The 24,474-nt window shown below is 35.4% G+C and carries 22 protein-coding genes and 1 pseudogene; 18 read left to right on the plus strand and 5 right to left on the minus strand.

Features of this window, described 5'->3' with window-relative positions; genetic code table 11:
- Window positions 1-5: 5 nt before the first annotated feature.
- Together rnpA and rpmH are read right to left on the minus strand one after the other, a co-directional pair.
- Complete coding sequence (gene rnpA / locus T420_RS0101305; protein WP_013544615.1) at window positions 6-380, minus strand: ribonuclease P protein component; 375 nt, start codon at window positions 378-380, stop codon at window positions 6-8.
- Window positions 381-482: 102 nt separating this feature from the next.
- Complete coding sequence (gene rpmH, locus T420_RS0101310) at window positions 483-617, minus strand: 50S ribosomal protein L34 (RefSeq protein ID WP_013544616.1); 135 nt, start codon at window positions 615-617, stop codon at window positions 483-485.
- Window positions 618-1,125: 508 nt separating this feature from the next.
- Between rpmH and T420_RS0101315 the strand changes: the two genes are divergently transcribed.
- The 7 genes and pseudogenes from T420_RS0101315 to T420_RS07560 all read left to right on the plus strand — a co-directional run bounded on the left by T420_RS0101315 (window position 1,126) and on the right by T420_RS07560 (window position 7,085).
- On the plus strand, window positions 1,126-2,262 hold the full coding sequence (locus T420_RS0101315; RefSeq protein WP_013544618.1) for an Mrp/NBP35 family ATP-binding protein: 1,137 nt from the start codon (window positions 1,126-1,128) through the stop codon (window positions 2,260-2,262).
- Window positions 2,263-2,327: 65 nt separating this feature from the next.
- The gene (pyrF, locus tag T420_RS0101320) at window positions 2,328-3,026 is read left to right on the plus strand and encodes an orotidine-5'-phosphate decarboxylase (protein ID WP_013544619.1); all 699 of its coding nucleotides are present in this window, start codon (window positions 2,328-2,330) and stop codon (window positions 3,024-3,026) included.
- A gap of 48 nt (window positions 3,027-3,074) precedes the next feature.
- The gene (gene rsmI, locus T420_RS0101325; protein ID WP_013544620.1) at window positions 3,075-3,983 is read left to right on the plus strand and encodes a 16S rRNA (cytidine(1402)-2'-O)-methyltransferase; all 909 of its coding nucleotides are present in this window, start codon (window positions 3,075-3,077) and stop codon (window positions 3,981-3,983) included.
- Entirely contained in the window at window positions 3,964-4,335 is a 372-nt protein-coding gene (locus tag T420_RS0101330; protein WP_026501076.1) for a YraN family protein, read from the plus strand. The genes rsmI and T420_RS0101330 overlap by 20 nt, the downstream gene beginning before the upstream one ends.
- 103 nt (window positions 4,336-4,438) lie before the next feature.
- A pseudogene (locus tag T420_RS07170) lies at window positions 4,439-4,670 on the plus strand (hypothetical protein).
- Window positions 4,671-4,938: 268 nt separating this feature from the next.
- On the plus strand, window positions 4,939-5,733 hold the full coding sequence (locus T420_RS0101335) for a pyrroline-5-carboxylate reductase (protein ID WP_013544623.1): 795 nt from the start codon (window positions 4,939-4,941) through the stop codon (window positions 5,731-5,733).
- Between the two features lie 152 nt (window positions 5,734-5,885).
- Window positions 5,886-7,085: a flagellin N-terminal helical domain-containing protein gene (locus T420_RS07560; protein ID WP_013544624.1), complete on the plus strand. Its 1,200-nt coding sequence runs from the start codon at window positions 5,886-5,888 to the stop codon at window positions 7,083-7,085.
- A 272-nt stretch (window positions 7,086-7,357) separates the two neighbouring features.
- Here the strand turns inward: T420_RS07560 and T420_RS0101345 are convergent, their stop codons facing one another.
- The 3 genes from T420_RS0101345 to T420_RS0101355 are packed head-to-tail and all read right to left on the minus strand — an operon-like array spanning window position 7,358 to window position 10,750.
- A complete protein-coding gene (locus tag T420_RS0101345; RefSeq protein ID WP_013544625.1) occupies window positions 7,358-9,019 on the minus strand; it encodes an electron transfer flavoprotein-ubiquinone oxidoreductase in 1,662 nt (553 codons plus the stop codon).
- Between the two features lie 3 nt (window positions 9,020-9,022).
- Window positions 9,023-9,952 carry an electron transfer flavoprotein subunit alpha/FixB family protein gene (locus tag T420_RS0101350; protein ID WP_013544626.1) on the minus strand — a complete coding sequence of 310 codons (930 nt, stop codon included), beginning with the start codon at window positions 9,950-9,952 and terminating at the stop codon, window positions 9,023-9,025.
- A gap of 51 nt (window positions 9,953-10,003) precedes the next feature.
- The gene (locus T420_RS0101355) at window positions 10,004-10,750 is read right to left on the minus strand and encodes an electron transfer flavoprotein subunit beta/FixA family protein (RefSeq protein ID WP_013544627.1); all 747 of its coding nucleotides are present in this window, start codon (window positions 10,748-10,750) and stop codon (window positions 10,004-10,006) included.
- 333 nt (window positions 10,751-11,083) lie between these two features.
- Between T420_RS0101355 and T420_RS06815 the strand changes: the two genes are divergently transcribed.
- From T420_RS06815 to T420_RS0101410, 11 genes are all read left to right on the plus strand, one after another.
- Window positions 11,084-11,740, plus strand: coding sequence for a hypothetical protein (locus T420_RS06815; protein WP_013544628.1), 657 nt, complete (start codon window positions 11,084-11,086; stop codon window positions 11,738-11,740).
- A 213-nt stretch (window positions 11,741-11,953) separates the two neighbouring features.
- Window positions 11,954-12,874: a sulfite exporter TauE/SafE family protein gene (locus T420_RS0101365; RefSeq protein WP_013544629.1), complete on the plus strand. Its 921-nt coding sequence runs from the start codon at window positions 11,954-11,956 to the stop codon at window positions 12,872-12,874.
- A gap of 62 nt (window positions 12,875-12,936) precedes the next feature.
- A complete protein-coding gene (locus tag T420_RS0101370; protein ID WP_423775983.1) occupies window positions 12,937-13,677 on the plus strand; it encodes a TIGR02186 family protein in 741 nt (246 codons plus the stop codon).
- 361 nt (window positions 13,678-14,038) lie between these two features.
- Complete coding sequence (gene xseA / locus T420_RS0101375; RefSeq protein ID WP_013544631.1) at window positions 14,039-15,466, plus strand: exodeoxyribonuclease VII large subunit; 1,428 nt, start codon at window positions 14,039-14,041, stop codon at window positions 15,464-15,466.
- 14 nt (window positions 15,467-15,480) lie between these two features.
- The gene (locus T420_RS0101380) at window positions 15,481-16,071 is read left to right on the plus strand and encodes a DNA-3-methyladenine glycosylase I (protein ID WP_013544632.1); all 591 of its coding nucleotides are present in this window, start codon (window positions 15,481-15,483) and stop codon (window positions 16,069-16,071) included.
- Between the two features lie 828 nt (window positions 16,072-16,899).
- Window positions 16,900-18,519, plus strand: coding sequence for an ABC transporter substrate-binding protein (locus T420_RS0101385; RefSeq protein WP_026501078.1), 1,620 nt, complete (start codon window positions 16,900-16,902; stop codon window positions 18,517-18,519).
- Between the two features lie 303 nt (window positions 18,520-18,822).
- The gene (locus T420_RS0101390; RefSeq protein ID WP_013544634.1) at window positions 18,823-20,445 is read left to right on the plus strand and encodes an ABC transporter substrate-binding protein; all 1,623 of its coding nucleotides are present in this window, start codon (window positions 18,823-18,825) and stop codon (window positions 20,443-20,445) included.
- A 96-nt stretch (window positions 20,446-20,541) separates the two neighbouring features.
- Window positions 20,542-21,612, plus strand: coding sequence for an ABC transporter permease (locus tag T420_RS0101395; protein WP_423775982.1), 1,071 nt, complete (start codon window positions 20,542-20,544; stop codon window positions 21,610-21,612).
- Window positions 21,613-21,615: 3 nt separating this feature from the next.
- Complete coding sequence (locus T420_RS0101400) at window positions 21,616-22,545, plus strand: ABC transporter permease (protein ID WP_013544636.1); 930 nt, start codon at window positions 21,616-21,618, stop codon at window positions 22,543-22,545.
- Entirely contained in the window at window positions 22,538-23,422 is an 885-nt protein-coding gene (locus tag T420_RS0101405) for an ABC transporter ATP-binding protein (RefSeq protein ID WP_013544637.1), read from the plus strand. The genes T420_RS0101400 and T420_RS0101405 overlap by 8 nt, the downstream gene beginning before the upstream one ends.
- Window positions 23,409-24,194 (plus strand): ABC transporter ATP-binding protein, encoded by a 786-nt coding sequence (locus tag T420_RS0101410; RefSeq protein WP_013544638.1) that lies wholly within the window; start codon window positions 23,409-23,411, stop codon window positions 24,192-24,194. Before T420_RS0101405 ends, T420_RS0101410 begins: the two co-directional genes overlap by 14 nt.
- Window positions 24,195-24,474 lie beyond the last annotated feature (280 nt).

A 24,474-nucleotide genomic window follows, 5' to 3' on the forward strand; every position in this document is an offset into this window, starting at 1 on the left:
TCATATTATCCTATTGCCGTTGTGTTTTTTGTTTTTAGCTTTATTCGTCGGCTTAATTCGCTAATGAGAAAAGTAAAAGGTGCATGAAGAACATCACGGTGAGCAACAATAACGTAATCAGTTCCTGCTTCCATTTCATTTACTAGTCCAACTCGAACCGCTTCTCGCAAACGCCTTTTAATACGATTGCGTTGAACAGCATTGCCATGTTTTCGTGTTACAGTAAATCCTACACGTGCCACAAGAGGATATTTTGTTTCTGCTGTTTTTTCACGGGGTTTTATTTCAAGTAAAAATAAAGGACCACGTCGCTTTTCTCCTGTGCGTACAGCTAAAAAATCTACTCTCTTGCGAATGCGACAAGGGTGCTTTTGCTTCATATAAAGGATTCTTCGCAGTTTTGCTAAATGCTTACTCTTGATTTATATACCTGATCTTTATATACAAAAGCAAACATTTCCAGTTCATTGTGAAATTGAAAATTAAGCAGATAAACGCTTTCGACCACGAGCACGCCGAGCTGCAATAACTTTACGTCCACCAGCAGTTGCCATACGAGAACGGAAACCATGACGGTGTTTACGAACAAGTTTAGAGGGTTGGTAAGTACGTTTCATTTATTTAAAACCGCGGTGTGCGGCCCTTCCTTCTTGGTTCTATAAACAATTATATGCTTAATAAACATATTGTATTTTATCAGAAATTTCTAAAGCGAACACCACTTTCAATAAAAGAAAACATGAAAAAAGTCAATTATAGAGCGTTTTCTAGAAATGTGAAAACAAACTGTTATTTAATGCGTATTTTATTGAGAAAACAAGTTAATTTATATTTGTTTTCTGCACTAAAGTAAATATTCAAAAAATTAAAATGTAAGATAAATAAAATGTAAGATAAATTATGCATTACTTTTGTATAAGCATAAAGGATTTTATTTTGCATAGCTTTATACTGTAAAATTGTTTTATTTCGAATTATTGGATTAGTTGTATTTTTGAATTCAGTATCATTGTATCACTGGCTTATACAGAGAGACTTTCACAGAGAAAAATAGGGAGATGGTTGACTTGGGTGTTTTTCATCCTTATTGCTGTATTATCTAGCATTTGTATGAGAGGAAAGAGCGTGGATCCTATTACACGCGAGGCTATCCGCAAAGAGTTACATAAAGTTAAAGTTCCCAATTTTGAGAGTGATAGTAATAGTAATATTGTATCACTAGGCCTTCTTTCAGAAATATTTATTGCTGATGGAAAGGTTTTTTTTTCCATTACTGTTCCTGATGAGTGTGCGCAGGAATTTGAACCATTGCGTCGTGCTGCTGAAGAAGTTGTATCTGCCATGGAAGGAGTTAAAGCTGTTATGGTGACGCTTACGGCAGAAAAAAAATCGAGGACATTTTCTTCTCAGGTAAATGAAAATACTTCTTCTCAGGTAAATGAAAATACAACTGTTTTTGCACCAAGACGTAAAGCGGGAGGTGCTTTACTCATGAAGACGCCGATAGAAGGCGTTCGACATGTTATTGCGGTTGCTTCTGGAAAAGGGGGGGTTGGTAAATCTATAATGGCGATAAATGTTGCATTAGCTTTACAAGATGCTGGTTTTAAAACGGGTTTAATGGATGCAGATATTTATGGCCCATCTCTGCCACGTTTGATAGGACTTGTTAATCAAAAACCAAGAATGATTAATGATAGGAAGTTCCAGCCTCTCGAAAAATTTGGCCTCAAATTAATGTCGATGGGTTTTTTGATTGAGGAGGAAAAACCGATAGTGTGGCGTGGTCCTATGGTAATGGCTGCGGTAACTAAATTACTTAGAGGTGTTTTATGGGGACCTCTTGATATTCTGGTAGTTGATATGCCCCCAGGAACGGGAGATGCACAATTAACGCTTGTTCAACAGGTTCAGTTAACAGGTGTATTAATTGTTTCTACTCCACAAGATCTTGCTTTGATTGATGCACGCAAGGCAATAGAAATGTTTATGAAAGTTGAGGTTCCTATTTTAGGGCTTATTGAGAATATGAGTTATTTTATTGCCCCTGATACTGGAAGACGCTATGATATTTTTGGTTATGGTGGAGCGCGATCAGAAGCAGAAAGTCGGGGAATTCCTTTCTTGGCAGAAGTGCCACTTGATGCAGCTTTACGGTCTTCTTCAGATGATGGTGTGCCAATTTTTGTTGCTGATCCTGAGGGGGAGCATTCTAACCTTTATCGTACAATAATTCACCAGATGAAAGATAGATTTTCTTGAATTTGTGTTTTTCTCGTATGGTTTATTGAGACAGAATGATCATGAAATACTAAGGGAGTATTTTGATGGGAACGAAAATGTTTGAACGCCTTATTGTTGGGTTAGATGTTTCGGATATGAAGCAAGCAGAAAAATTGGTTACACAATTGGGTGATTATGTCAGTTTTTATAAAATTGGTTATCAGTTTGTTTTTTCTGGAGGAATGGAGTTCGTTAGAGATCTTATTCAAGCACGAAAAAAAGTATTTTTTGACATGAAATTACTAGATATTGATTATACGGTTGCCAGAGCTGTGGAAAATATCGTAAAATTAGGTGTTTCGATGCTAACGATTCATGCCTATCCAACAGCAATGCAAGCCGCTGTTGCAGCTGCTCAAGGAAGCGATTTATGTTTGTTGGGGGTGACGGTGTTGACATCAATGGATGAAGTTGATCTGAAAAATGCCGGTTATAAAGAGAATTTAGCGGATTTGACAGTTAAAAGGGCTGAGCAAGCTCGAGAAGCAGGGATGGGTGGAATTGTTGCATCAGCCCGTGAAGCAGCCAATTTGAGGAAAATTATTGGAACTAATATGGCCTTAGTAACGCCAGGGATTCGTCCTGCAGGAAGTGATAAAGGTGATCAAAAACGTGTTATGGCTCCAAAGGAAGCATTGAATGCTGGTGCAAGCCACCTTGTGATAGCGCGACCGATTATCCAAGCGACCAATCCTTTAGCTGCAGCAAAAGCGATTTTAGCAGAAATGACTGATAATCATTAGTGAAGGTGTAGGCTTTTAGAAAAGGAACACTTGGGATGAAGGAAGAGCATGAGTGAAAAAACGTATTTTATAGGTGCTCACGCTTATTCTGCATCTGTTATGGAGTTTGGGCTTTATTTGGTAGCAACACCTATTGGAAATCTTGCGGATATAACCATTCGTGCTTTGCAAGTGCTTGCAGGAGTTGATATTTTAGCTTGTGAGGATACACGAGTAACGCGTGTTTTATTGGACCATTATGGTATTCGGAGAAAACTTTTTCTTTATCATGAACATAATGCACAAAAAGCACGTTTGATGTTATTAGCAGCGTTGGCAGAAAATAAAACGGTGGCACTTGTATCAGATGCTGGAACTCCTCTTATTTCTGATCCTGGATTTAGATTGGTAGAAGAAGCGCGTAAAGCCGGTTATAAAATTATTCCGATTCCTGGTGCGTCAGCTCTTTTAGCAGCTATTGTAACAACAGGTCTTCCTACGGATAGTTTTTTCTTTGCAGGTTTTTTGAGCGCGAAAAGAGTGCAACGTCAGAAGCAGTTAGAGCAATTAAAGGCTGTTCCTGCAACTTTAGTCTTTTATGAATCTCCTCACCGTCTTGTGGAAGCTTTACAAGATATGGTTACTATTTTTGCATCTGATCGTCCAGCGGCGATATGTCGCGAATTAACAAAAAAGTTTGAAACAGTCGACGTTTCTACCTTAGGAAATTTAGTTGAAAATTATCAAAAAAAAGATCGTGTTCGTGGGGAAATTGTTGTGTTGGTTGGGGAAGAAACTAATTCTTTAGAGGAAATGAGCACTAATGAAATTAATAAGATATTGATAGAATTAGCGAGTGTTCATTCTGCATCTAAAGCGGCTGCTTTAGCTGCAAAGAAAACAGGATGTAAAAAGCAGGAACTTTTTCGGCGTTTGACTCTTTTAGAGGGAAGAGGAGATGAAGCAAAAAAAACGTAAGCAGGGCTCTTTTTATCGGGGTATTCGTGCGGAAAGATGCGCAGCTTGGTGGTTGCGTTTGAAAGGATTTCGTATTGTCGAAAGGCGTTTTAAAACAAAATGTGGTGAAATTGATTTAATTGCAAGACGTGGAAATCTTGTTTTAATTGTTGAAGTAAAAGCACGCTCAACATTAGCTGAAGCAATGACTGCTGTTTGCCGAACAAGTGAGAGGCGTATTGAGGCAACAGCTGATATTTGGCTTGCTCAGCAAAAGGACCGTTCCCTTTTATGTATGCGTTTTGATTTGATTGCAATTTTGCCATGGTGTTGGCCTCATCATATTCCAGCGTTTTTTGAGCCTTATAAATAAATATATTTCAACATAAGCAAAGATATTCTGTTTTGTTGTTGTGCATAGTGTGCATAGACTGAAAGAGAAAAAGAGGAGAAATTTTTCATGATGAGGGAAAAGTGTGGATGATTATGAAAAGTTTGCAATGGGATTACTAATTGTTTTTGAAATGCTGATTATTAGTGGTTTAATAGCAATGTATATTGGACTATTAATAAACCGGGTTTTTTGTTTACATTATTGGCTAGTTTTCTGCTTTTTCAGTTTTATTAGATAAACCTAAAATTTATTTAGAGATGACTATTCTTGCCGTTTTATCTGTTGCTGCTTCTATCGAGGATTATATTAAATGAAACAGATTGAGCTAAAATGATTTTTATTTGTATGCTTACCATATCTGATATGGTGCGTTGTATATTTTGTATATTTAAGACAAAAGATTTTTAAAAGGTAAGAACAGAATAATAGGGTATGTTCATTTGTTCATCACGCTATAATGTTTAGAATTGGATTAAGCTATAGAAGTTTTTACAGAATAATGATTCGTTTTTATTGGAAAGAGCTTTGCGTTAATCTTGTAGTAATAAGCTTTATTTGTGATGATGAGGATGAGAAATAGAAATGAGAATTGGCTTTCTTGGGACAGGTAAAATCAGTGCTGCAATGGTAGATGGTTTAATGGCAAGCAGTTTTGATGTACAGTCGATTATTGTTTCTCCGCGTAATGCAGAAAGAGCAGAGCGTCTTGCACGTGTGTATAAGAAGGTCACGATTGCGGAAAACAACCAAAAATTGTTGGATGTTAGTGATTGTGTTTTTTTGTGTTTGCGCAATCAAATTGCAGAAGAGATATTACGTTCTCTTTATTTTCGTTCGGATCAGCTTGTTGTTTCTGTCCTTGCGATGGCTCCAATGGCAGAAATTGAGGGATGGATCAACCATAAAGTTTATCGCGCTATTCCGCTACCTTTTATTGCAGAATGCAAGAATGTAACCCCAATCTATCCAGATCATCCATTTTTACGTGCGATGTTTAATGCGTTAGGGGGCGCACTGGTTCTTAATGAAGAAGATCAGTTTAATTTTTTCATGACGGCGGGTTCACTGATGGGGGTTTATTTTAATTTTATAGAAACAGCGCATCAGTGGTTGGTAAAAAAGGGATTAGATCCACTTTATTCAGCAGATTTTCTTGCTATGATGTTTGGTAATCTTGCAGATGAAATGCGCAAGACAAAAGTAGCCAATCATTCAACAGCTGTTAATTTTTCCTACCTTGAAAGAGAATTTTCAACTAAAGGAGGAACCAATGAACTTTTATCAGATTGTTTTTCTCATCAAGGTGGGCGACGTGCTTTAACAATGGCTCTTGAGAAAACTTTGCAAAAAATAAAGGTTTATCCACAGACTAAATAAAAAACTTGATTAATCATTTTTTATTTGATAGTACTAAAAGCAATGGTAGGTTGAATTAGATTTTATTCATTCAACAGGCATGATGTCGCTCTATCATTCGCTGCTTAGAGCAGCATGTCCCTTTTTTATTTTTTCGTTATAGGGACGATATTATGGGTACAAGTTTACTTACAAATAAATCTGCAATGACTGCATTGCAAACTTTACGTAGTATTGATGCTAATTTAGATCGGTCAAAAGATCGTGTTTCGACAGGTTTGCGTATCAGTAATGCTTCTGAAAATACTGCATATTGGTCGATTTCATCAATGATGAGGCATGACAGTAACACGATGAGTGCTATTGTTGATGCGATTAATCTAGGTAAAGAACAGGTTGGTATTGCTGATACAGCAATTGGTCTTACCAAAGAAGCTTTGGATGATATTCAAAAATCAATGGTTTCTGCTCGTGAAAAAGGCAGTGATGACATTGCTAAGATTCAAGACTCCATTATAGGTAATATGAAAAATATTTCTAATGCAGTTCAATCGGCTTCTTTTGGTGGAAAAAATATTCTTTCCAATGGAGGTCAGACTGTTGGTATGGCAGCAGGGTATCGTCGTGAAGGTACAGCTGTTTATGTTGATATGATTGATGTTGGTGGCTCAGAATTGAATTTTGGTACTATTGGTTCTGATGGTACAATTGATATGTCTCAAGGTGTTTTGGGAGGTATCTTTGGAACCAGTAAAGGAGATGAAGGAGAAGATGTAGTCGGGAAGGGAATTGGAGCATTCAGTGCTGCACATGCTACGTATAAGGGATTAGAAGATACGTTGAGGAATGCAGAGGCTGATCTCGCTAAGGCAATAGCTAAGTATGGTGAAAGCCCTGAAGATGAGCCCGGTAAAGCAATTATAGAAAAGGCTAAACAGGCTGTAGAAACTGCTAAAACGGGTTTAAAAGATGGTCAGGAAGCATATAATAAAGCAAAAGGTGAGTTCCAAACTGTGCTTGATGGTATGACTTTAGCTGATTTTACTGAATTAAAAGGCCTTGGCGAGTTACATTCAGACATACAACGTATGATTATGACGAGTGTTCAAAATACAGTACGTGATGCAGTTAATGTGACTTTGACTGCAGGTTCTAAAATTGGAGCCGCTGTTAATTTGGTGAATATCCAACTAAACTTTGTTAAAAAGTTGTTAGATAATGTTGAAGTAGGTATTGGTGCACTTGTTGATGCTGATATGAATGCAGAATCTGCTAAGTTGGCTGCCTTGCAAGTTCAGCAACAGCTTGGTATTCAGGCTCTTTCTATAGCTAATCAAGGAAGTCAGAATATTTTAGCGTTATTTCGTAATTAATTGAGTATAGTTTTAGTAAATGTAGAGTGGAAAAGGCTATGCGTTGCATAGCCTTTTTTTAGGAATTTTAAATAAGATAAATGATTAAGTGAATTGGATGAGAGATTTATTGCAATCGTTGAAAGCTTATATTTGTAAGTATGACTTACAATGTTGTTCTCTTTATTTGAGGAATTGAGTACATCAATTATGCAATATAAGAATTTTTTTGAATGAAATGATATTCTTGATTGAACTTAGTAATAGCCAATTTTTGTAACAGAAAATATTAATTACATATTTTGATAAACAGGCCCTTCATTTCCTTGTGGACAGGTCCAATTAATATTTTGATTAGGATCTTTTATATCACAAGTTTTGCAATGTATACAGTTTGAAGCATTGATAATATAAGTTTCATGATCATCACATTTGAGCCATTCATAGACAGCAGCAGGACAATAGCGTGTCGAAGGACCACCATAAATTGCATATTCAGAGCTTTTTTGTTTTTCTATGGAAATTATTTTGAGATGACAAGGTTGATTTGTTTCATGGTGTGTATTCGAAAGGGCCACACTAGAAAGACGATCAAAGGTTACAACACCATCTGGTTTAGGATAAGCAATAGGGTGAAATTTTTCCTCTGGTTCAAGGCATGCATAGTCTTCTTTTCTGTGAGGGAGTGTTCTAAATAAAGAAAAACGGAAAAATTGTTGCCACCATAAATCAAAACCTGCTAGCTTGATTCCGTATTTTGTACCGTATTTTGCCCAGAGCGGTTTAACATTACGTACTGTATAAAGATCTTTACCGATAGGACCTTTGCGCCAGTGTTCTTCAATTTCTGTAACTTCATCGTGAGCACGACCTTGGGTAAGAGCAGTGGCGATTTTTTCAGCCGCTAATATGCCAGATAATATAGCATTATGTGAACCTTTGATACGAGGTACATTGACAAAACCGGCAGAACAGCCAATAAGTACCCCTCCGGGAAAGGTGAGTTTTGGTACAGATTGCCATCCTCCTTCAGTGATGGTGCGTGCACCATAAGCAAGGCGTTTTGCGCCTTTAAAGAGCTCGTAGAGTTTAGGATGCGTTTTAAAACGTTGAAACTCTTCAAAAGGAGAGAGATAAGGATTTTTATAGTCCAAATGCACGACAAAACCAACAGAAATCAAATTGTCTTCTTGGTGATAGAGAAAACCTCCACCACCAGTATAATTATCGAGTGGCCAACCAGTGAAATGTTGAATTAAACCGAGCTTGTGTTTTTGAGGATCAATTTCCCATAATTCTTTAAGCCCGAGACCAAATTTTTGTGGTTCGCGATCTTTGCTGAGATTAAATTTTTGTATCAGTTGCTTAGCAATGGAGCCACGCGCGCCTTCTGCAATCAGGGTATATTTTGCCAATAAGGCTATACCGGGTACATAATTTTTTCCAGGAGTTCCATTTTTTTCAATGCCCATATCTCCTGTAAGGACACCAATAACACTTCCGTGATCATTACAGAGAATATCGGATACTGGAAAGCCAGGATAAATTTCAACACCCAGTTCTTCAGCTTTTTTGCTTAGCCAACGGCAGACATTTCCGAGTGAAACAATATAGCAACCATTATTTGATAAAATTGGAGGACGGAGAATATTGGGAAATATTTGGGCCTTTTTTGATGTGAGCAGGAAAAATTGATCGCTAATGACAGGTGTTTTGAAAGGATGGTTTTGTTCACTGCTCCATTCTGGCAAAAGTTTATTGATACCAATGGGATCAATGACTGCTCCTGATAGAATATGCGCCCCGATTTCTGTGCTTTTTTCAAGTATTATAATAGAAAAATCAGGATTGATCTGTTTTAAGCGAATGGCAGCAGAAAGCCCTGCCGGTCCTCCGCCTACAATGACGATATCGCATTCTATTGTTTCACGTTGGGTATGTATATCTGCACTCATGATTTACAAAGCTTTTTCCAATTCAGGAATAATATGATGAAGATCACCTATAAGAGCATAATCAGCAATATGCATAATAGGAGCCTCCTCGTCATTATTAATAGCAACAATGGTTTGTGCATTCATTATTCCAGCTAGATGTTGGATAGCACCGGAGATACCAATAGCAATATAGAGTTTAGGAGCAACGACTTTTCCTGTTTGTCCGATTTGCCAATCATTAGGAGCATAGCCTGCATCGACGGCTGCTCGGCTTGCTCCTAAGGCAGCGCCAAGCTTAGTTGCAAGTGGCAAAAGTAGTGCTTTAAACTGTTCTTCAGAACCGAGACCTCGTCCACCTGATACAATAATGCGTGCTGAAGTAAGATCTGGACGATTACTTTTGTTTATTTCTTCTTTTACAAAAAAAGAAAGATTTGGGTTAGGAGCTGGTGTCATTGTTTTTATAGGGGCAGCATTCCCTTTAGGTGTTGGTAAGAAAGAAGCTGTACGCACTGTTATAATTTTTTGGCGATCATTTGTGCGAACGGTTTCAATGGCATTACCTGCATAAATTGGTCGTTTGAAGGTATCAGGTGCGACAACAGCGATAATGTCTGAAATTTGCATAAGATCAAGAAGAGCAGCAACGCGTGGCATGATATTTTTTCCGTTGGTTGTTGAAGCTGCCATGATCACATCATAATCATTAGCTTGTTCAACAATTGTTGCTGCTATGGGTTCAGCTAATTGATGCGCTAAATAATCAGCTTCAGCAACAAGCACTTGCCGAACGCCAACCAATTGAGCACAGTTTTCAGCAACAGCATGAACCTTCATTCCACAAACCAGAATGTCGATATCATTACCAATTAATTGAGCAGCAGTGAGAGCTTTTGCAGTTTCTTCTGCTAAAGAATGGTTATTGTGTTCAGCTAATAAAAGAATTGCCATAAGTTTTTGCCCTTTTATGCATTATTACTTTTGATTATTTGTTAGCATATTTTAAATGCAATTTGTTTTTTTGAGTGCACTAATAAGCTCAGTTACATTTGCTACTTTTATACCAGCTGCACGAGGTTTGGGTTCTTCAACACTAAGGATTGTGAGGCGTTTTTGCGTATTTACACAAAGATTAGCAATATCCTTTTGCTCAATAGGTTTCTTTTTAGCTTTTATAATATTAGGAAGGGAGGTATAGCGTGGTTCGTTGAGCGGCAAATCGACAGTCATAACCATGGGAAGAGGGAGGCAAATAGTTTGTGTGCCGTTATCTATTTCTCGGGTAATTTGAGCTTGCCCATTTTCTATGTTTAAACATGAAGCAAAAGTCGCTTGTCCCCAACTAAGAAGACCTGCAAGCATTTGGCCAGTTTGATTGCATTCATCATCAATGGCTTGTTTCCCTAAAAAGACCATATCTGGTTTTTCTTCAAGAATAATAACTTTTAAAGTTTTAGCGATTGTTAAAGGTTCGAGTATTTCATCAGTTTTTACGAGAATAGCGCGATCCGCTCCCATTGCAAGTCCTGTGCGTAAAGTTTCTTGTGCTGCTTCTGGTCCAATTGAAACAAGAATAATTTCTGAAATTTTTCCAGCTTCTTTTTGTCGAATTGCTTCTTCTACAGCGATTTCATCAAAAGGGTTCATAGACATTCTAACATTAGATAAATCGACACCTGTGCTATCAGATTTAACACGTATTTTGATATTGTGATCAACAACACGTTTGACAGCGACAATTATTTTCATGATGATCCTCTTTAGTTTATATGCCCACGAGTTTATAGTAATAATCATGGGAAACCAAATCATTTAAGATTGAATTTTATCATAGTTCTTCTTTAGTTATATAAACTTCTCTGTGTTTATTTGTATTTTTCTCTTTCCGTTTTTAATGCATAGTTTTTATCTAATCTAAATTTTTTGTTATATTTTGGGTGTAAAAATACGTTGAGCTTATTTAATTTTGTAAAATCATTTTCAATTTTTCTTATTGTTCTTAAAGCTCTATTTACTAAAATAGGTCACATTTTTCATTAATTAATGATGATTCATGTTGAATATAGATAAGAGGTAGAATCTGTGAATATTAAACACGACGTTCTGAATCCAGCTAAGCATAAACATTATTCTATTTCTACTGTTGATCAAACTCAGAAAATACAAGTACCTTCTGAAATAAAGATGTCAGATATTTCTGCTAAGTTACGTTATGTTTATGAAAAAATGCAGATAAAAAAAACGCATAATCATTTAGCTAAGCAGATTTCTGTAGATAATAGTATAAAATCTTATTTAGACGAAATTAGTCGAGCGATTTTGGCTGAACATTATGCTAGAAATCAGAAAGAAAAAAAACTTTTTGAGGATTTAGAGCAGATAAAAAAACTTGTTAAGAATCTTCTTTATGAAAAGGAAGGTTTACAAAAAACAATAATAAAACAGCATAAAACCTCTTCACAATCAATTAATTCTGTTGTGCGCCATCTTGCACATATGGCAGGCGAGGAGAATAAGAGGTCTCAGCCTCATGAGAGATTCAATACTTTGAAAAAAGATAGAATTCAGCCAGTACAAACAAATACCGTGGGCACATTAAAACAAGAGAATATAAGCTCCTTATCAACTGATTTTGTGAAACCGTCGAAAAATTTTCTAACAAATAAGAATTTATCCGATACTCAATTATTAAGTGGTTTTTTTACAGGAGTTCGGCGTGCATTTTCTTTCAAAGAATAGTCTTTAGAATGTATTTTGATGTTATTACGTCATCTTATTTGTTATTAATTTTGGTGTGTTGCTATTCAGTTAAATAAAGGATATGAGAGGTATGTTATGGATGCCAGTTCATAGGTTTGCAGAAGTGTGTGCGATGTCAAGGTTGTTTGTTATTGTAAAATTGAAAGAAAAAATTAAAAATAAATCTTAAATTTTTTGAAGATTCTTAATTAAGTGAGTATTTATTTACCGATTGCTGAATTGTCACTGAGTATGCTGATTTTAATTGGCATGGGCGCAGTTGTTGGTTTTTTTTCAGGCCTTTTTGGAATTGGTGGTGGTTTTTTAATTACGCCTTTATTGATTTTCTATAATATCCCTCCTACCATTGCTGTTGGAACAGGAGCTAATCAGGTAATCGCCTCATCTGTAACGGGAGCAATTACGCATTTTAAACGACGTACTCTTGATATTAAACTTGGTATTCTTTTGGTGATTGGAGGGGGAATTGGATCTTTGATCGGGATTCAAATTTTTTCTCTTCTTAGGAAATTAGGGCAGTTAGACTTTATTATTTCACTTCTTTATGTTTTCCTTCTTGGGAGTATTGGGAGTTTGATGATGGTTGAAAGTTTATGCGCTATGATGCGACAACGCAAAGAAAAAAAAATCACTACTCATTCTCCTAGTTATTATAATTGGATCGATCGATTGCCATTTAAAATTCATTTTCAAGCATCGATGATTTGTGTAAGTATTATTCCAGTTTTAGGAATTGGTTTTGTCGTTGGGTTATTGTCTTCTATTATGGGAGTTGGTGGGGGCTTCATTACGGTGCCGGCACTGATTTATCTTTTACGTGTTCCGACTGGTGTGGTGGTTGGAACTTCACTTTTTCAGATGACATTTGTATCAGCTTTTACCACTGTTTTGCAAAGTGTAAGTAACCAGTCAGTTGATATTGTTTTAGCTTTCTTACTTACGATTGGAGGAGGAATTGGAGCCCAATACGGGGTACGGGCTGGACAAAAATTAAAAGCAGAACAATTACGTATGGCACTTGCATTTCTTGTCATAATTGTATGTATGCGTTTAGCTTTCCAGTTATTTATACGCCCTGATAATCTTTTTTCTCTTGTTATTCTTATGAGATGATAATGGATAAATTATTCTTCTTATTTATCATGGTAAGCTGGTTTTGTTTTATTCCTTTTTCTATGAAGGCACAGGGCAGTGAAGAAGTTGTATCAGAAGAGAAGGAGGTTGTTCAAATTATTGTTACAACAAATACGATCACAGTTGGCGCAAATTTTTCTGGTCATGATCTTTATATTGCTGGCGTTTTAGAAAATATGAATCCGTTATTTCGCCAACAAAATCGTTATGATGTTATTGTTAGTTTAGAAGGGCAAACCCGATCGATGATTGTACGAGAAAAGAAACGTAAGGCAGGAATGTGGATTAATGCAGATTGCGTGACTTTTAAAAACGCTCCTTTATTTTATTCAATGGTAACAACGCGTGAAATTGATAATATCACTGATGCTGAGAGTTATAAGCGTTTAGGTTTAGGATTATCTTATTTTTTTCTTTCAACTGATGAAAAAGATCAAGAAAAAACACGAAGCTTTCGTAATGAGCTGATAGAGCTGCAGAAAGCTAAAAACCTCTATCATGAAGAAGCTGGTGGTGTGTATTTTGGTTCTGGTTCACTGTTTACAGCACATTTTCAATTACCGGCAAATGTTCCTGTTGGACGTTATCATGTGAATGCTTATCTTTTCCGTGATGGGCAGTATATAAGTAGTGCAACAACTACTCTTGAAATTGTTAAAGCATATGTTGCTTATACAATTTTTCATGAAGCGCGCAAACACAGTTTTTGGTATGGGATAGTTGCAGTGTTTGTCGCTATGGCTACAGGATTTTTATGTCGTTTTGCTTTTCGGAAAGACTAGAATAAAGAAAAACTCTAAGGTGTTTAATTTTTCTATTGAATGATTACATAAAAAAGAAAAAGTAATAATAATACTAATGTTGTATTGTCTAAATATAAACTTCCTTTTTCTGAAAAATTATTCAATATTTATATGCAATAATAACCAGTGTGATATTAGTGTTGAAATAACATGGAAAGAAAAGATTTACAAAATCATAATTCCTGTTGTCTATAGAGATTAAAAAGTCTATCTTATTTTAAATAAAGTCAATAGGTTTTCATTCAAGAAGATGTATTATATAAAAAAGGTAATGAAAACATACGTAATCTTAGTGACTGCGCTGTAGTATATAATCAATATAAGCGAATTGAATAATAAGATGGATTTGTTTATTGAAAAATCAGTGGTAACAAATGTAGCAGAATTTAGTGTTTCTGAAATAGCAGGAGCTTTAAAGCGTGTTGTTGAAGAGAAGTTTGGTTATGTACGAGTGCGTGGGGAAATATCAGGTTATCGGGGTGTACACGCTTCAGGGCATGCCTATTTTGCTTTAAAAGACGATAAAGCTCGATTAGAAGCTGTTATTTGGCGAGGTGTTATAGAAAAGCTCCAATTTCCTCCTGAGGAAGGGATAGAAGTAGTTGCTGTAGGTAAGTTAACAACTTACCAAGGATCATCAAAATATCAAATTATTATTGAAACTCTTGAGCCAACAGGAGTTGGCGCTTTGATGACTCTTTTAGAAAATCGTAAGAAAAAACTTGCAGATGAGGGCTTTTTTGACGATGCAAAGAAGAAAACTTTGCCTTATATGCCTCGAATTATAGGAGTCATAACGTCACCAACAGGTGCTGTTATCCGTGATATTATTCATCGTATATCAGACCGTTTTCCTTTACATATTTTGGTTTGGCCTGTACGGGTACAGGGAGAAACCAGTGGTCGAGAAGTGGCTGCCGCTATTACTGGGTTTAATGCATTACCTTTAGATGGTGTTTTATCTAAACCTGATCTTATTATTGTGGCACGTGGTGGGGGAAGTTTAGAAGATTTATGGGGGTTTAACGACGAAGCAGTTGTTCACGCTGTTAGTGCATCTGCTATTCCAATTATTTCTGCAGTTGGGCATGAAACAGACTGGACTCTTATTGATTATGTTGCTGATTGGCGGGCACCAACTCCTACAGGAGCAGCAGAAAGAGCTGTACCAGTTAAATTTGATCTTGAAACGCGATTGGCATCACTTAGTTTACGCTTTCGTGTAGGATTAGCGCGTTATTTTAGTTTTTATAAACAAAAATTATCTTCTGTTGTACGAGGTCTTCCTACTGTCGATCAGTTATTTGCTTTACCACGGCGTAGCTTTGATGAAATTTCAAGCCGGTTGCAACGTGCTCTTTGTGTTAACTATGATAAAAAACGTTTTTATTTTTATACACTTGTTATCCGATTGTGTCCACGTTTGTTGAATATTGAAACAGCACAGCAAAATACAAAAGAGTATACTGTACGTCTTCATCACGCTTTTTTACGTAGTGTTGAAAAACAACGCGTCCAAATAGAGATGGCATTTAGGCTTTTAAAAAATACATCTTATCAGAGTATTTTAGAGCGTGGTTTTGTTTTAGCTTTAGGGCAAGAAAATAAACCAATTAAACGATTGGTACAGTTTCCTAGAGCAGTAAAAATAAGCTTACGATTTTTTGATGGTGAAATTAATGTTTCAACCTGTAATTCTGCTCCTAAGCAATTTCCAAAGCCTAGGCGATTAAAACAGCAGAGAGATGATCAAGGAACGCTTTTTTGATATGGTGAATATTAATGCTTGGTGAAGGTCTTCTTATGGGAAAAGATGGAAAAATTCGTTGTTCATGGGCAGGGACTGATCCGCTTTATTGCGCTTATCATGATTATATATGGGGAAAGCCTGTTTTTGATGATCGTCATCTATTTGAACAAATTTGTCTTGAAGGTTTTCAAGCAGGGCTTTCTTGGTTAACGATTTTAAGAAAAATATCCAATTTTCATCGTGCTTTTGATTGTTTTGATTTTGAAAAGATTGCACATTATGATGAAGAAAAAATAGAAATACTGATGCAAGATAAAGGTATTATTCGCCATCAGGGTAAAATTAGATCGGTGATCAATAATGCTCTCAAAGCGCAGAAAATTATAGCAGAATGGAGTAGTTTATCGCGCTATTTTTGGTCTTTTCAGACATTACAGTCTGAACGACATGAGAAGAAAGATTTTCAGATATGGAAAGCTAATTCTGTGACGCCTGCGTCCATTCGTCTTTCTAAAGATTTAAAAAAGCGTGGTTGGACATTTGTTGGCCCTATTACTTGTTATGCTTTTATGCAAGCAGTGGGGATTGTTAATGATCATCTTGAAGGATGTTTTTGCCGATAAATTGGCTGAAATCTTTTTTGTTTGATTTTATTTTTATTAAGAGCGTCACTATTTTTTCCTGTAAACAAAGAAGAATCATTTAAAAAATAATAAATAAGCAGCAGAATATTTAAGCACTGTTTTAAAATCCTTAAAATACAAAATTGTGTTATTGAGAATCGAGCATTTGAATGCTTATGTAGCGTCTATCAGATTTTGTTAGCTGATAAATTAATGCTTTGAGAAGAAAGAAATTTTTCTGCATATAAGCTTTAATTATTGGAGAAAAAAATATCTAAGCCTAAAAGAGTTTTTATTTACTAGAATGCCAAGCTAAGTAAAGGATATTGATGCATCATGTAATTTAATGTTTAGAGTTTTATTATATATCTAAAATATAGTAGATAAAATGGAGAAGAATAACATATTCTTGTCTAAACAAGATAATAGATCTATTTTTTAATGAACACAATATATTGAGTTGTATGTTTTTTTGATTATAATGATTTTAGAAATTTATCAAAGATGTTGAGGTGTTCTGTGTTGTTACTTCTATTGAGTTTTGAAGACTTTGAATGAAAAGAAGAGTTGCTTTTATTTAAAAATTTCTGATATACTTACGATAAAAAATACCATAGTTGTGGTTGTACTTAATTATCAAAAATAAATTTGGTTATATTAAGTGAAATGTTTTCTATAATACAATGGAAAAATCAGTTTCATTGATTAGTAAAGAAAATAATTATTAAAAAGTACTTGCGTTATGTTGATTCAATATTTTCTGATGTAAATTCGTCAATTTACATATAAATAGTTGATTTATGTAATAAAGTTTTAGAAAGAAAATCCATGAATGTGAAAAAGAAGATATTTAAAGTAAGCTGTTTTTTTATTTCTGCTTTTATGTCTATGAATATGTTTTTGCAACAAACACTAGCAAAGACACCCGTTGACACGTTCGTAATGGCTTGGAATCTTGATGCAATCAGTACATTTGATCCAGCACAGACAAATGATATTTATAGTCATGAAATTATTCTCAATATTTGTTCTAGTTTAGTCGATTATTCTCCTAATGATGCAACCAAAATTGTTCCTAATTTAGCAAAAAGTTGGGATGTTTCAGGTGAGAATAATACGATAATTACTTTTCATTTGCGTGATGATTTGAAGTTTGTTGATGGTAGATCTGCTAGCGCTAGTGATCTTGTTTGGAGTATGAAACGGGTTGTTAAATTGGATATGGCAGGCGCGGCATTATTTAAAGAGTATGGTATTACACAACAAACAGTTGATGCTGCTATTCAAGCACTAAATGAAAAAACTGTTGTGATGAAATTTGATAAGCCATATCCAGCAGAGCTTATTCTTAATAATATTGCCGCTAATCCTGTTGCTCTGTTGCTTGATCGTGAAACGATTATGAAACACGAAAAAAATGGTGATATAGGAAATAAATATTTAACAACTCATTCTGCTTGTGTTGGACCCTATCAATTATTAAGCTGGCGTGTAGGGGAAGCAGTGTTGCTAGGTGTTAATTCTCATTATTGGGGAGAGGAGCCAAAGCTCAAAAAAGTTCTGATCCGCCATGTTGCTGAGCCAAGTACGCAACGTTTGTTACTAGAAAAAAAAGATGTTGATGTAGCACGTGATTTGACGGTGGAGATTTTGGAAGATCTTCAAGCAACAACAGATATTAGGATTGAAAAACTATTGCTGCCAGCTATGTTTTATTGGGGGTTTAATATGACACACCCTATTTTAGCTCATGAAAAAGTGCGTTTGGCTATGCGTTATCTCATCGATTATGAGGGGCTTGGAAAAACAGTATTAAAGGGCATTGGTATTCCTCGTTCTAGTTTTATGCCTATCGGAGCTTTAGGTGCTTTAAGTGAAAAAGAAGGATTGCCTTTTAAGCTTGATCTTAAAAGAGCTAAACAGCTTTTAACTGAAGCGGGTTATCCAAATGGATTTGAAATAAGTGTTCTTATAGGGAATTCTGATGCTTTACAGCTTATTCAATCTATTCAAGATAATGCAGCAAAGGTTGGGATTCGCCTTAAAATTAAGCGTCTTGCAGGAACACAACTATTTTCAAAAGTTTCTACACGTGCTTTTGAAACAATTATTCTGGGATGGAATAGCGAATCTTTAGATCCTCATACAACAGCTGCACGGATTGTTTACAATCCTGATAATCGGTTTGAATCTAAAAATACAGCTTATCCCAGTTGGCAACATGGGTACTTTGATGAAAAGATGAATCAACAAATTAAAGATGCTTTGTTTGAAAAGGATCAAAAAAAACGAATACAAAGATATGTTGATTTGCAGCTTGAACTTATGCAAAAAGGGCCTTATGCTTTTCTGTATCAGAAGTATAATGTGGTAGCGGTTTCACCTGTTATTAAAAAATGGGTTTGGAATAGTGTTCCCCGTGTTTTCTATAATGCAGTTGAAAAATAAATGCATATTAGACACTGTAAAATATAAAGAACAAGTAATTAGGGAAATGTAATAAAATTATATTTCCCTATACAATAATAATTTATAATATAAAGTTATTAAGCATAATTCTTATTTCAAAGTAAAGTTTATAGTTTGTTCAATCAATATTGATAATATGAAGCGTATGTTTTCTTTCATCAAAAAAGATACGAGAGTATATTTGATTTGAATAGTAAAATAAGTTTAATGTGTTTTATGATAATTAAATTGATACTTTGTTTTGAAGGGGTGAGACACAATACAAAATGGGTGTACAAGAAAATGTTTAAGAGAATTTGTACTATATTAGGATTAATTGCTTTTTTTAGTGGACTAATGCCAATAGTGCTGAATGCATCACCTAAAAATACATTGGTGATGGCATGGAATATTGATTCAATTACCAATTTTGATCCGGCACAATCGGTGGAAATGGTGACAAGTGAATTATTGACCAATATTTGCAGTGCATTAGTACAGTATCATCCAGATAATCCTATGGTAATTCATCCTGCTATGGCCCAGTCTTGGGACGTTTCAGACGATGGGAAAAAAATTATTTTTCATCTTCGTGATGATTTAAAATTTGACGATGGAACAGTAGCTACTGCACAAGATCTTGCTTGGTCAATGCAACGGATTGTTAAATTAGGATTGGGTTATGCTCAATCTTTAAAGGATTATGGATTTACTAAAGATAATGTTGAAACAAATATCCAAGCCCTCGATGATAAAACTTTACAAATGCAATTTGATAAATTTTATCCTCTGCGTCTTATATTGACTGTAATTGGGCAATCTTATGCTTCTGCTTTGCTTGATCGACGAAAAATCGAAATGCATGCTGTTAATGATGATATGGGAAATAAATATTTAGCTACTCATTCAGCTTGTGTTGGTCCCTATAAATTAGTACGTTGGGTTCCCGGAGAGCGGGTTGTTTTACAGGCAACGCAACATTATTGGGGAGGAGCACCAAAAATTGAGAAGATTTTAATACTTCATATGGCTGAATCAGCAAGTCAAAGATTTCTTTTAGAAAAGGGGGTTGTAGATATAGCGCGCGATCTCTCTTCAGAGGATATACTGGATATTGAGAAACAAGGAGGACCCATTACAATTTATCGTGTTTTGCGCCCACAGTCTGTTTATCTTTCATTGAATAATAAGAATGTAATTTTTGCTAATGAAAAAGTGCGTTTGGCGTTTCGTTATCTAGTTGATTATGATACTCTTGGTAAAACTGTTTTAAAAGGGATTGCCATTCCTCGTGCAAGTTATATGCCATTAGGAGTGCCAGGTGCTTTGGATGAAAAAGAGGGTGTGCCATTTAAATTGGATTTAAAAAAAGCAAAGCAGTTAATCTATGAGGCGGGTTATTTAAATGGCTTTAAAGCCAATCTTTTAATTGGCAGTCTTACTTATATGTCATCTGTTGCGCAGACTATACAAGAAAATGCACATAAAATTGGTATTGAACTGACCATTGAAAAAATGGCACAAGCTCAATTATTAAGTCGCGTTCGTGGTGGAAATTATGATATTGCTATTATGAGTTGGAATACAGCTGATCCTGATGGACACGCATCTTCATGGCACCATGTTTTTAATCCTGATCCAACATTTACTGAACAGCACAGTATGCATTTGGCTTGGCGGGCTGGTTATTATGATGCAAAGGCAAATAAAATGGTGATGGATGCTTTATTCGAGGAGGACAAAAATAAACGCCTTGAACAGTATCGGGAACTACAGAATTATATTTTTAATCACGGTCCTATGGCTTATTTATTCCAGACATATTATACTATTGGGGTAGGACCTACAGTGAAAAAATGGGTTTGGAATAGTTTCAGGCTTTATTATAATAAAGCTGAAAAGTATGTGCGATCAAATGATGAATAGAGTCTCATATGGAATGTGTAGTTAAAATTTGTTTGACTGTATGGTGGGAAATAACGCTAGACTTATGTTTCATAGGGGGTAGGAAAGTATATTATGATGGCTTCATCATTAAAAATTGATATGGCAGTATCACCAAAGCAGAAAAATCTGTATATATGGACCTTTTTTTTAAAAATTTTTAAGCTTTTGATTTCGGTATTTATTACGTTAATTGGTTTAATAACAATCACTTTTTTTATTGGTCGTCTTCTTCCTTTAGATCCGGTTATTGCCATTCTTGGAGATAATATCAGTCAAGAAGCTTACGATAAAATGTTCTATAAGTTGGGTCTTGATCAGCCATTAATCATCCAATATTGGACTTATCTTCAACATATTTTTTTGTTTGATTTTGGAGATGCTTTGGTTTCAGGGCGTCCTGTTTTAACAGATATCATGAATGTATTTCCTCCAACGTTTGAATTAGCAACAGTTGCTATTATTATTGGTACAAGCTTTGGTATTCCTTTTGGTGTTATTGCAGCAATGTATCGTAATTCACCCATTGATTATTTTGTGCGTTTTTTTACATTGTTTGTTTATTCAACGCCGACTTTTTGGCTTGGATTGATGGCATTATTGGTATTCTATACTAAACTTGATTGGATTGGTGGTCCAGGACGTATTGATTTTATTTATGAATATTCTTTTGAAGCCAAAACAGGATTTTTTCTTTTAGATACTGCAATGCAAGGAAAATGGGAGGCTTTTGGCAACGCTTTCAGTCATATTATTATGCCTGCTTTAATTCTAGCTTTTGGTGCTATGGCCTATATTAGTCGTATGACTCGTGGATTTATGATTGAACAACTGAATCAAGAATATATTATTACTGCACGTGTTAAAGGGTTGTCATGGCGACAAACGGTTTGGGGGCATGCTTTCCGCAACGCTGCTGTTCAGATTATAACTGTTGTTGGACTTTCTTATGCTTTTTTATTAGAAGGTGCTGTGCTGACAGAAACAGTTTTTGCTTGGCCTGGATTTGGACGTTATTTAACTAATGCACTTTTAGCAGGTGACATGAATGCGGTTATAGCTTGTACATTGCTTATAGGGTGCTTCTTTATTGTTATTAATTTACTTTCTGATTTACTTTATAGAATCTTCGATCCAAGGATACGTTAAATTATGACAATATTGCATGAAAATGAATCACAATCATCTTTTTCTTTAAGATGTTGGTTAAATAGATCTGTTCCACAATCAGCTATTCAGGCCAATATACAGAAATTTTATCATTCATTGATTAGATTTTTTCATAATATTTCCACCTTATTTGGTTTTGTTATTATTTTTTCTATTATTTTGTGTGCGATTTTTGCGCCTTGGATTGCTACCCATGATATTATGAGTAATGATCTTGCTCATCGGCTTCTTCCACCATCTAAATTGCATTATTTGGGAACAGATGAGTTAGGACGTGATATTTTTAGTCGATTAATTTTTGGTATGCGTATTACCCTTTATATTGTCTTTCTAACCACGATTATTGTGGCACCTATAGGTCTCATTGTAGGAACGACAGCTGGATATATAGGAGGATGGGTTGATACTATTTTTATGCGTATTATTGATATTTTTCTTGCTTTTCCAAATTTGATTTTAGCACTTGCTTTTTCAGCTGCTTTAGGACCAGGTATTGAAAATGCTGCAATTGCGATTTCAATTGCAGCATGGCCACCAATTGCACGTTTAGCGCGTGCTGAAACTCTGACAATACGTTCATCTGATTACGTTTCTGCCATTCGACTACAAGGAGCATCTTTTTGGCGCATTATTCTATTTCATATTGCACCGATGTGTATTCCCTCGGTAATTGTACGATTAACATTGAATATGTCTGCGATTATTTTAATGGCTGCCGGTCTTGGTTTTTTAGGGTTAGGTGCCCAACCACCAAGTCCTGAATGGGGGGTTATGCTTTCGACAGGTCGTGAATTTATGATGACAAGTTGGTGGTTGGCAGCGGTTCCTGGTTGTGCAATATTACTTACAAGCCTTGCTTTTAATCTTTTAGGCGATGGACTTCGTGATATATTGGACCCGCGCAATGGATAAAAAATTATTAGAGATAGAAAATTTACACATTTCATTTCCTACAACAGATGGTATTTCAGATGTTGTGCGGGGTGTTAGCTTTTCTGTTGGGAAAGAGAAAGTTGGAATTGTTGGGGAGTCTGGATCGGGAAAATCAATGACTGGACGTGCGATTTTAAAACTAAATCCGAAATCAGCAATCATTAAAGCTAAGAAAATGTGTTTTGATGATATCGACTTATTATCTGCAAGTGAGTATCAGATGCGTACTATTCGGGGAAAACGTATCTCAATGATTTTACAAGATCCAAAATATTCACTTAATCCACTAATACGAATTGGGGATCAGATTATAGAAGCTTACCGTATTCATTATCGTGTTTCAAAAATGGATGCATGGGAACGGACAATTTCTATGTTGGAGTCTGTTCATATTCGTAACCCTGAACATGTTATGCGGTTATTCCCTCATGAAATATCAGGTGGAATGGGACAACGAGTTATGATTGCTATGATGCTTATTCCCAAACCTGATTTAATTATTGCAGATGAGCCAACATCTGCACTTGATATCACAGTGAGATCTCAGGTTTTAAGGGTGTTGGATGAGCTTGTGACAAAATCAGGAATGGGGCTTATTTTCATTAGTCATGATTTGAATATGATTGCTAATTTTTGTGATCGTGTTTTGGTAATGTATGCTGGTCGTATATTGGAAGAGTTATCAGCATCTGATTTATCTCGTGCATGTCATCCTTATACCAAGGCTTTACTGGCAAGTTTGCCACGGCTTGATAATCCAGTTGATATTTTAGCTGTTCCTGAGCGAGATCCTAGTTGGTTAGATGGTCCTACGATTGTTAATGGTGTTGAAAGAGGTTGTTGTGATCAACTGTGAAAATATTATTGACGTTTCTGACTTATCTGTGACTTTTGGACGTGGATATCAAGCAGTAGAAGTTTTGAAAAATGTTAACTTTCATATTAAGCGTGGTGAAGCTTATGGTTTGATTGGTGAATCAGGGTGCGGTAAATCAACTATTTTGAATGCATTAGTTGGGTTGATTTCCTGTTCTAGAGGATGTTTTATTTTTGATGGGAAAGAAGTGTTGCAGAAAAAAAACAAAGCTTTTCTGCGTCGCATTCAAATGGTTTTTCAAGATCCTTATGCGTCGCTTCATCCAAGAAAAATGGTCTATACTGCTCTTTCTGAGACTCTTTCAATTCATAATATGGACAATAAAAAAGAACGGATAAATGATGTTTTGAGCGCTGTTGGTTTAGGTTCTTCATTTTTTTATCGTTATCCACATGAGTTATCTGGAGGTCAACGTCAGCGCGTTGCTCTTGCCCGTGCTTTAATTATTGAGCCAGAAGTTTTGTTGCTTGATGAACCAACATCTGCATTGGATGTATCGGTTCAGGCTGAAATTTTAAATTTGTTGAAATCATTACGGGAAGAAAAACATCTTACTTATTTAATGGTTTCTCATGATCTTTCTGTTATTGCGCATATATGTGGACGTGCTGGAATCATGCACAAAGGTGTAATTCTTGAAGAATTAAGCAATAATGATTTGCGTCATTTGCATGCGAAAAACGACTATACAAAGATGTTTTTTGAATCCAGTATTGAACCTATTGTTCATAGAGAAAAAAGAGCATTATAGAGATTATAAGAAGGCAAATTTTCTTTTTTATATTGCTCTTTCTAGAGTTTTATATTTTCTTTTTTTCTGATATTAGACTAGTTTGTTAGTATATAATTATAATTGAAGCCACGATTTTAATGATAATACTACGTATTTTTGATACGATTACACATAATTGAATTAGAAATTTGGACAATCGATTTTGAACGATTACTACTACTATTGTAGTAACTCTATTTTTAACAATTTTTTTACGAAAATTAAAAATCGAAATATACAGAAAAATAATGATTTATTT

The sequence above is a fragment of the Bartonella clarridgeiae ATCC 51734 genome, from assembly GCF_000518185.1.
Taxonomy (GTDB): domain Bacteria; phylum Pseudomonadota; class Alphaproteobacteria; order Rhizobiales; family Rhizobiaceae; genus Bartonella; species Bartonella clarridgeiae.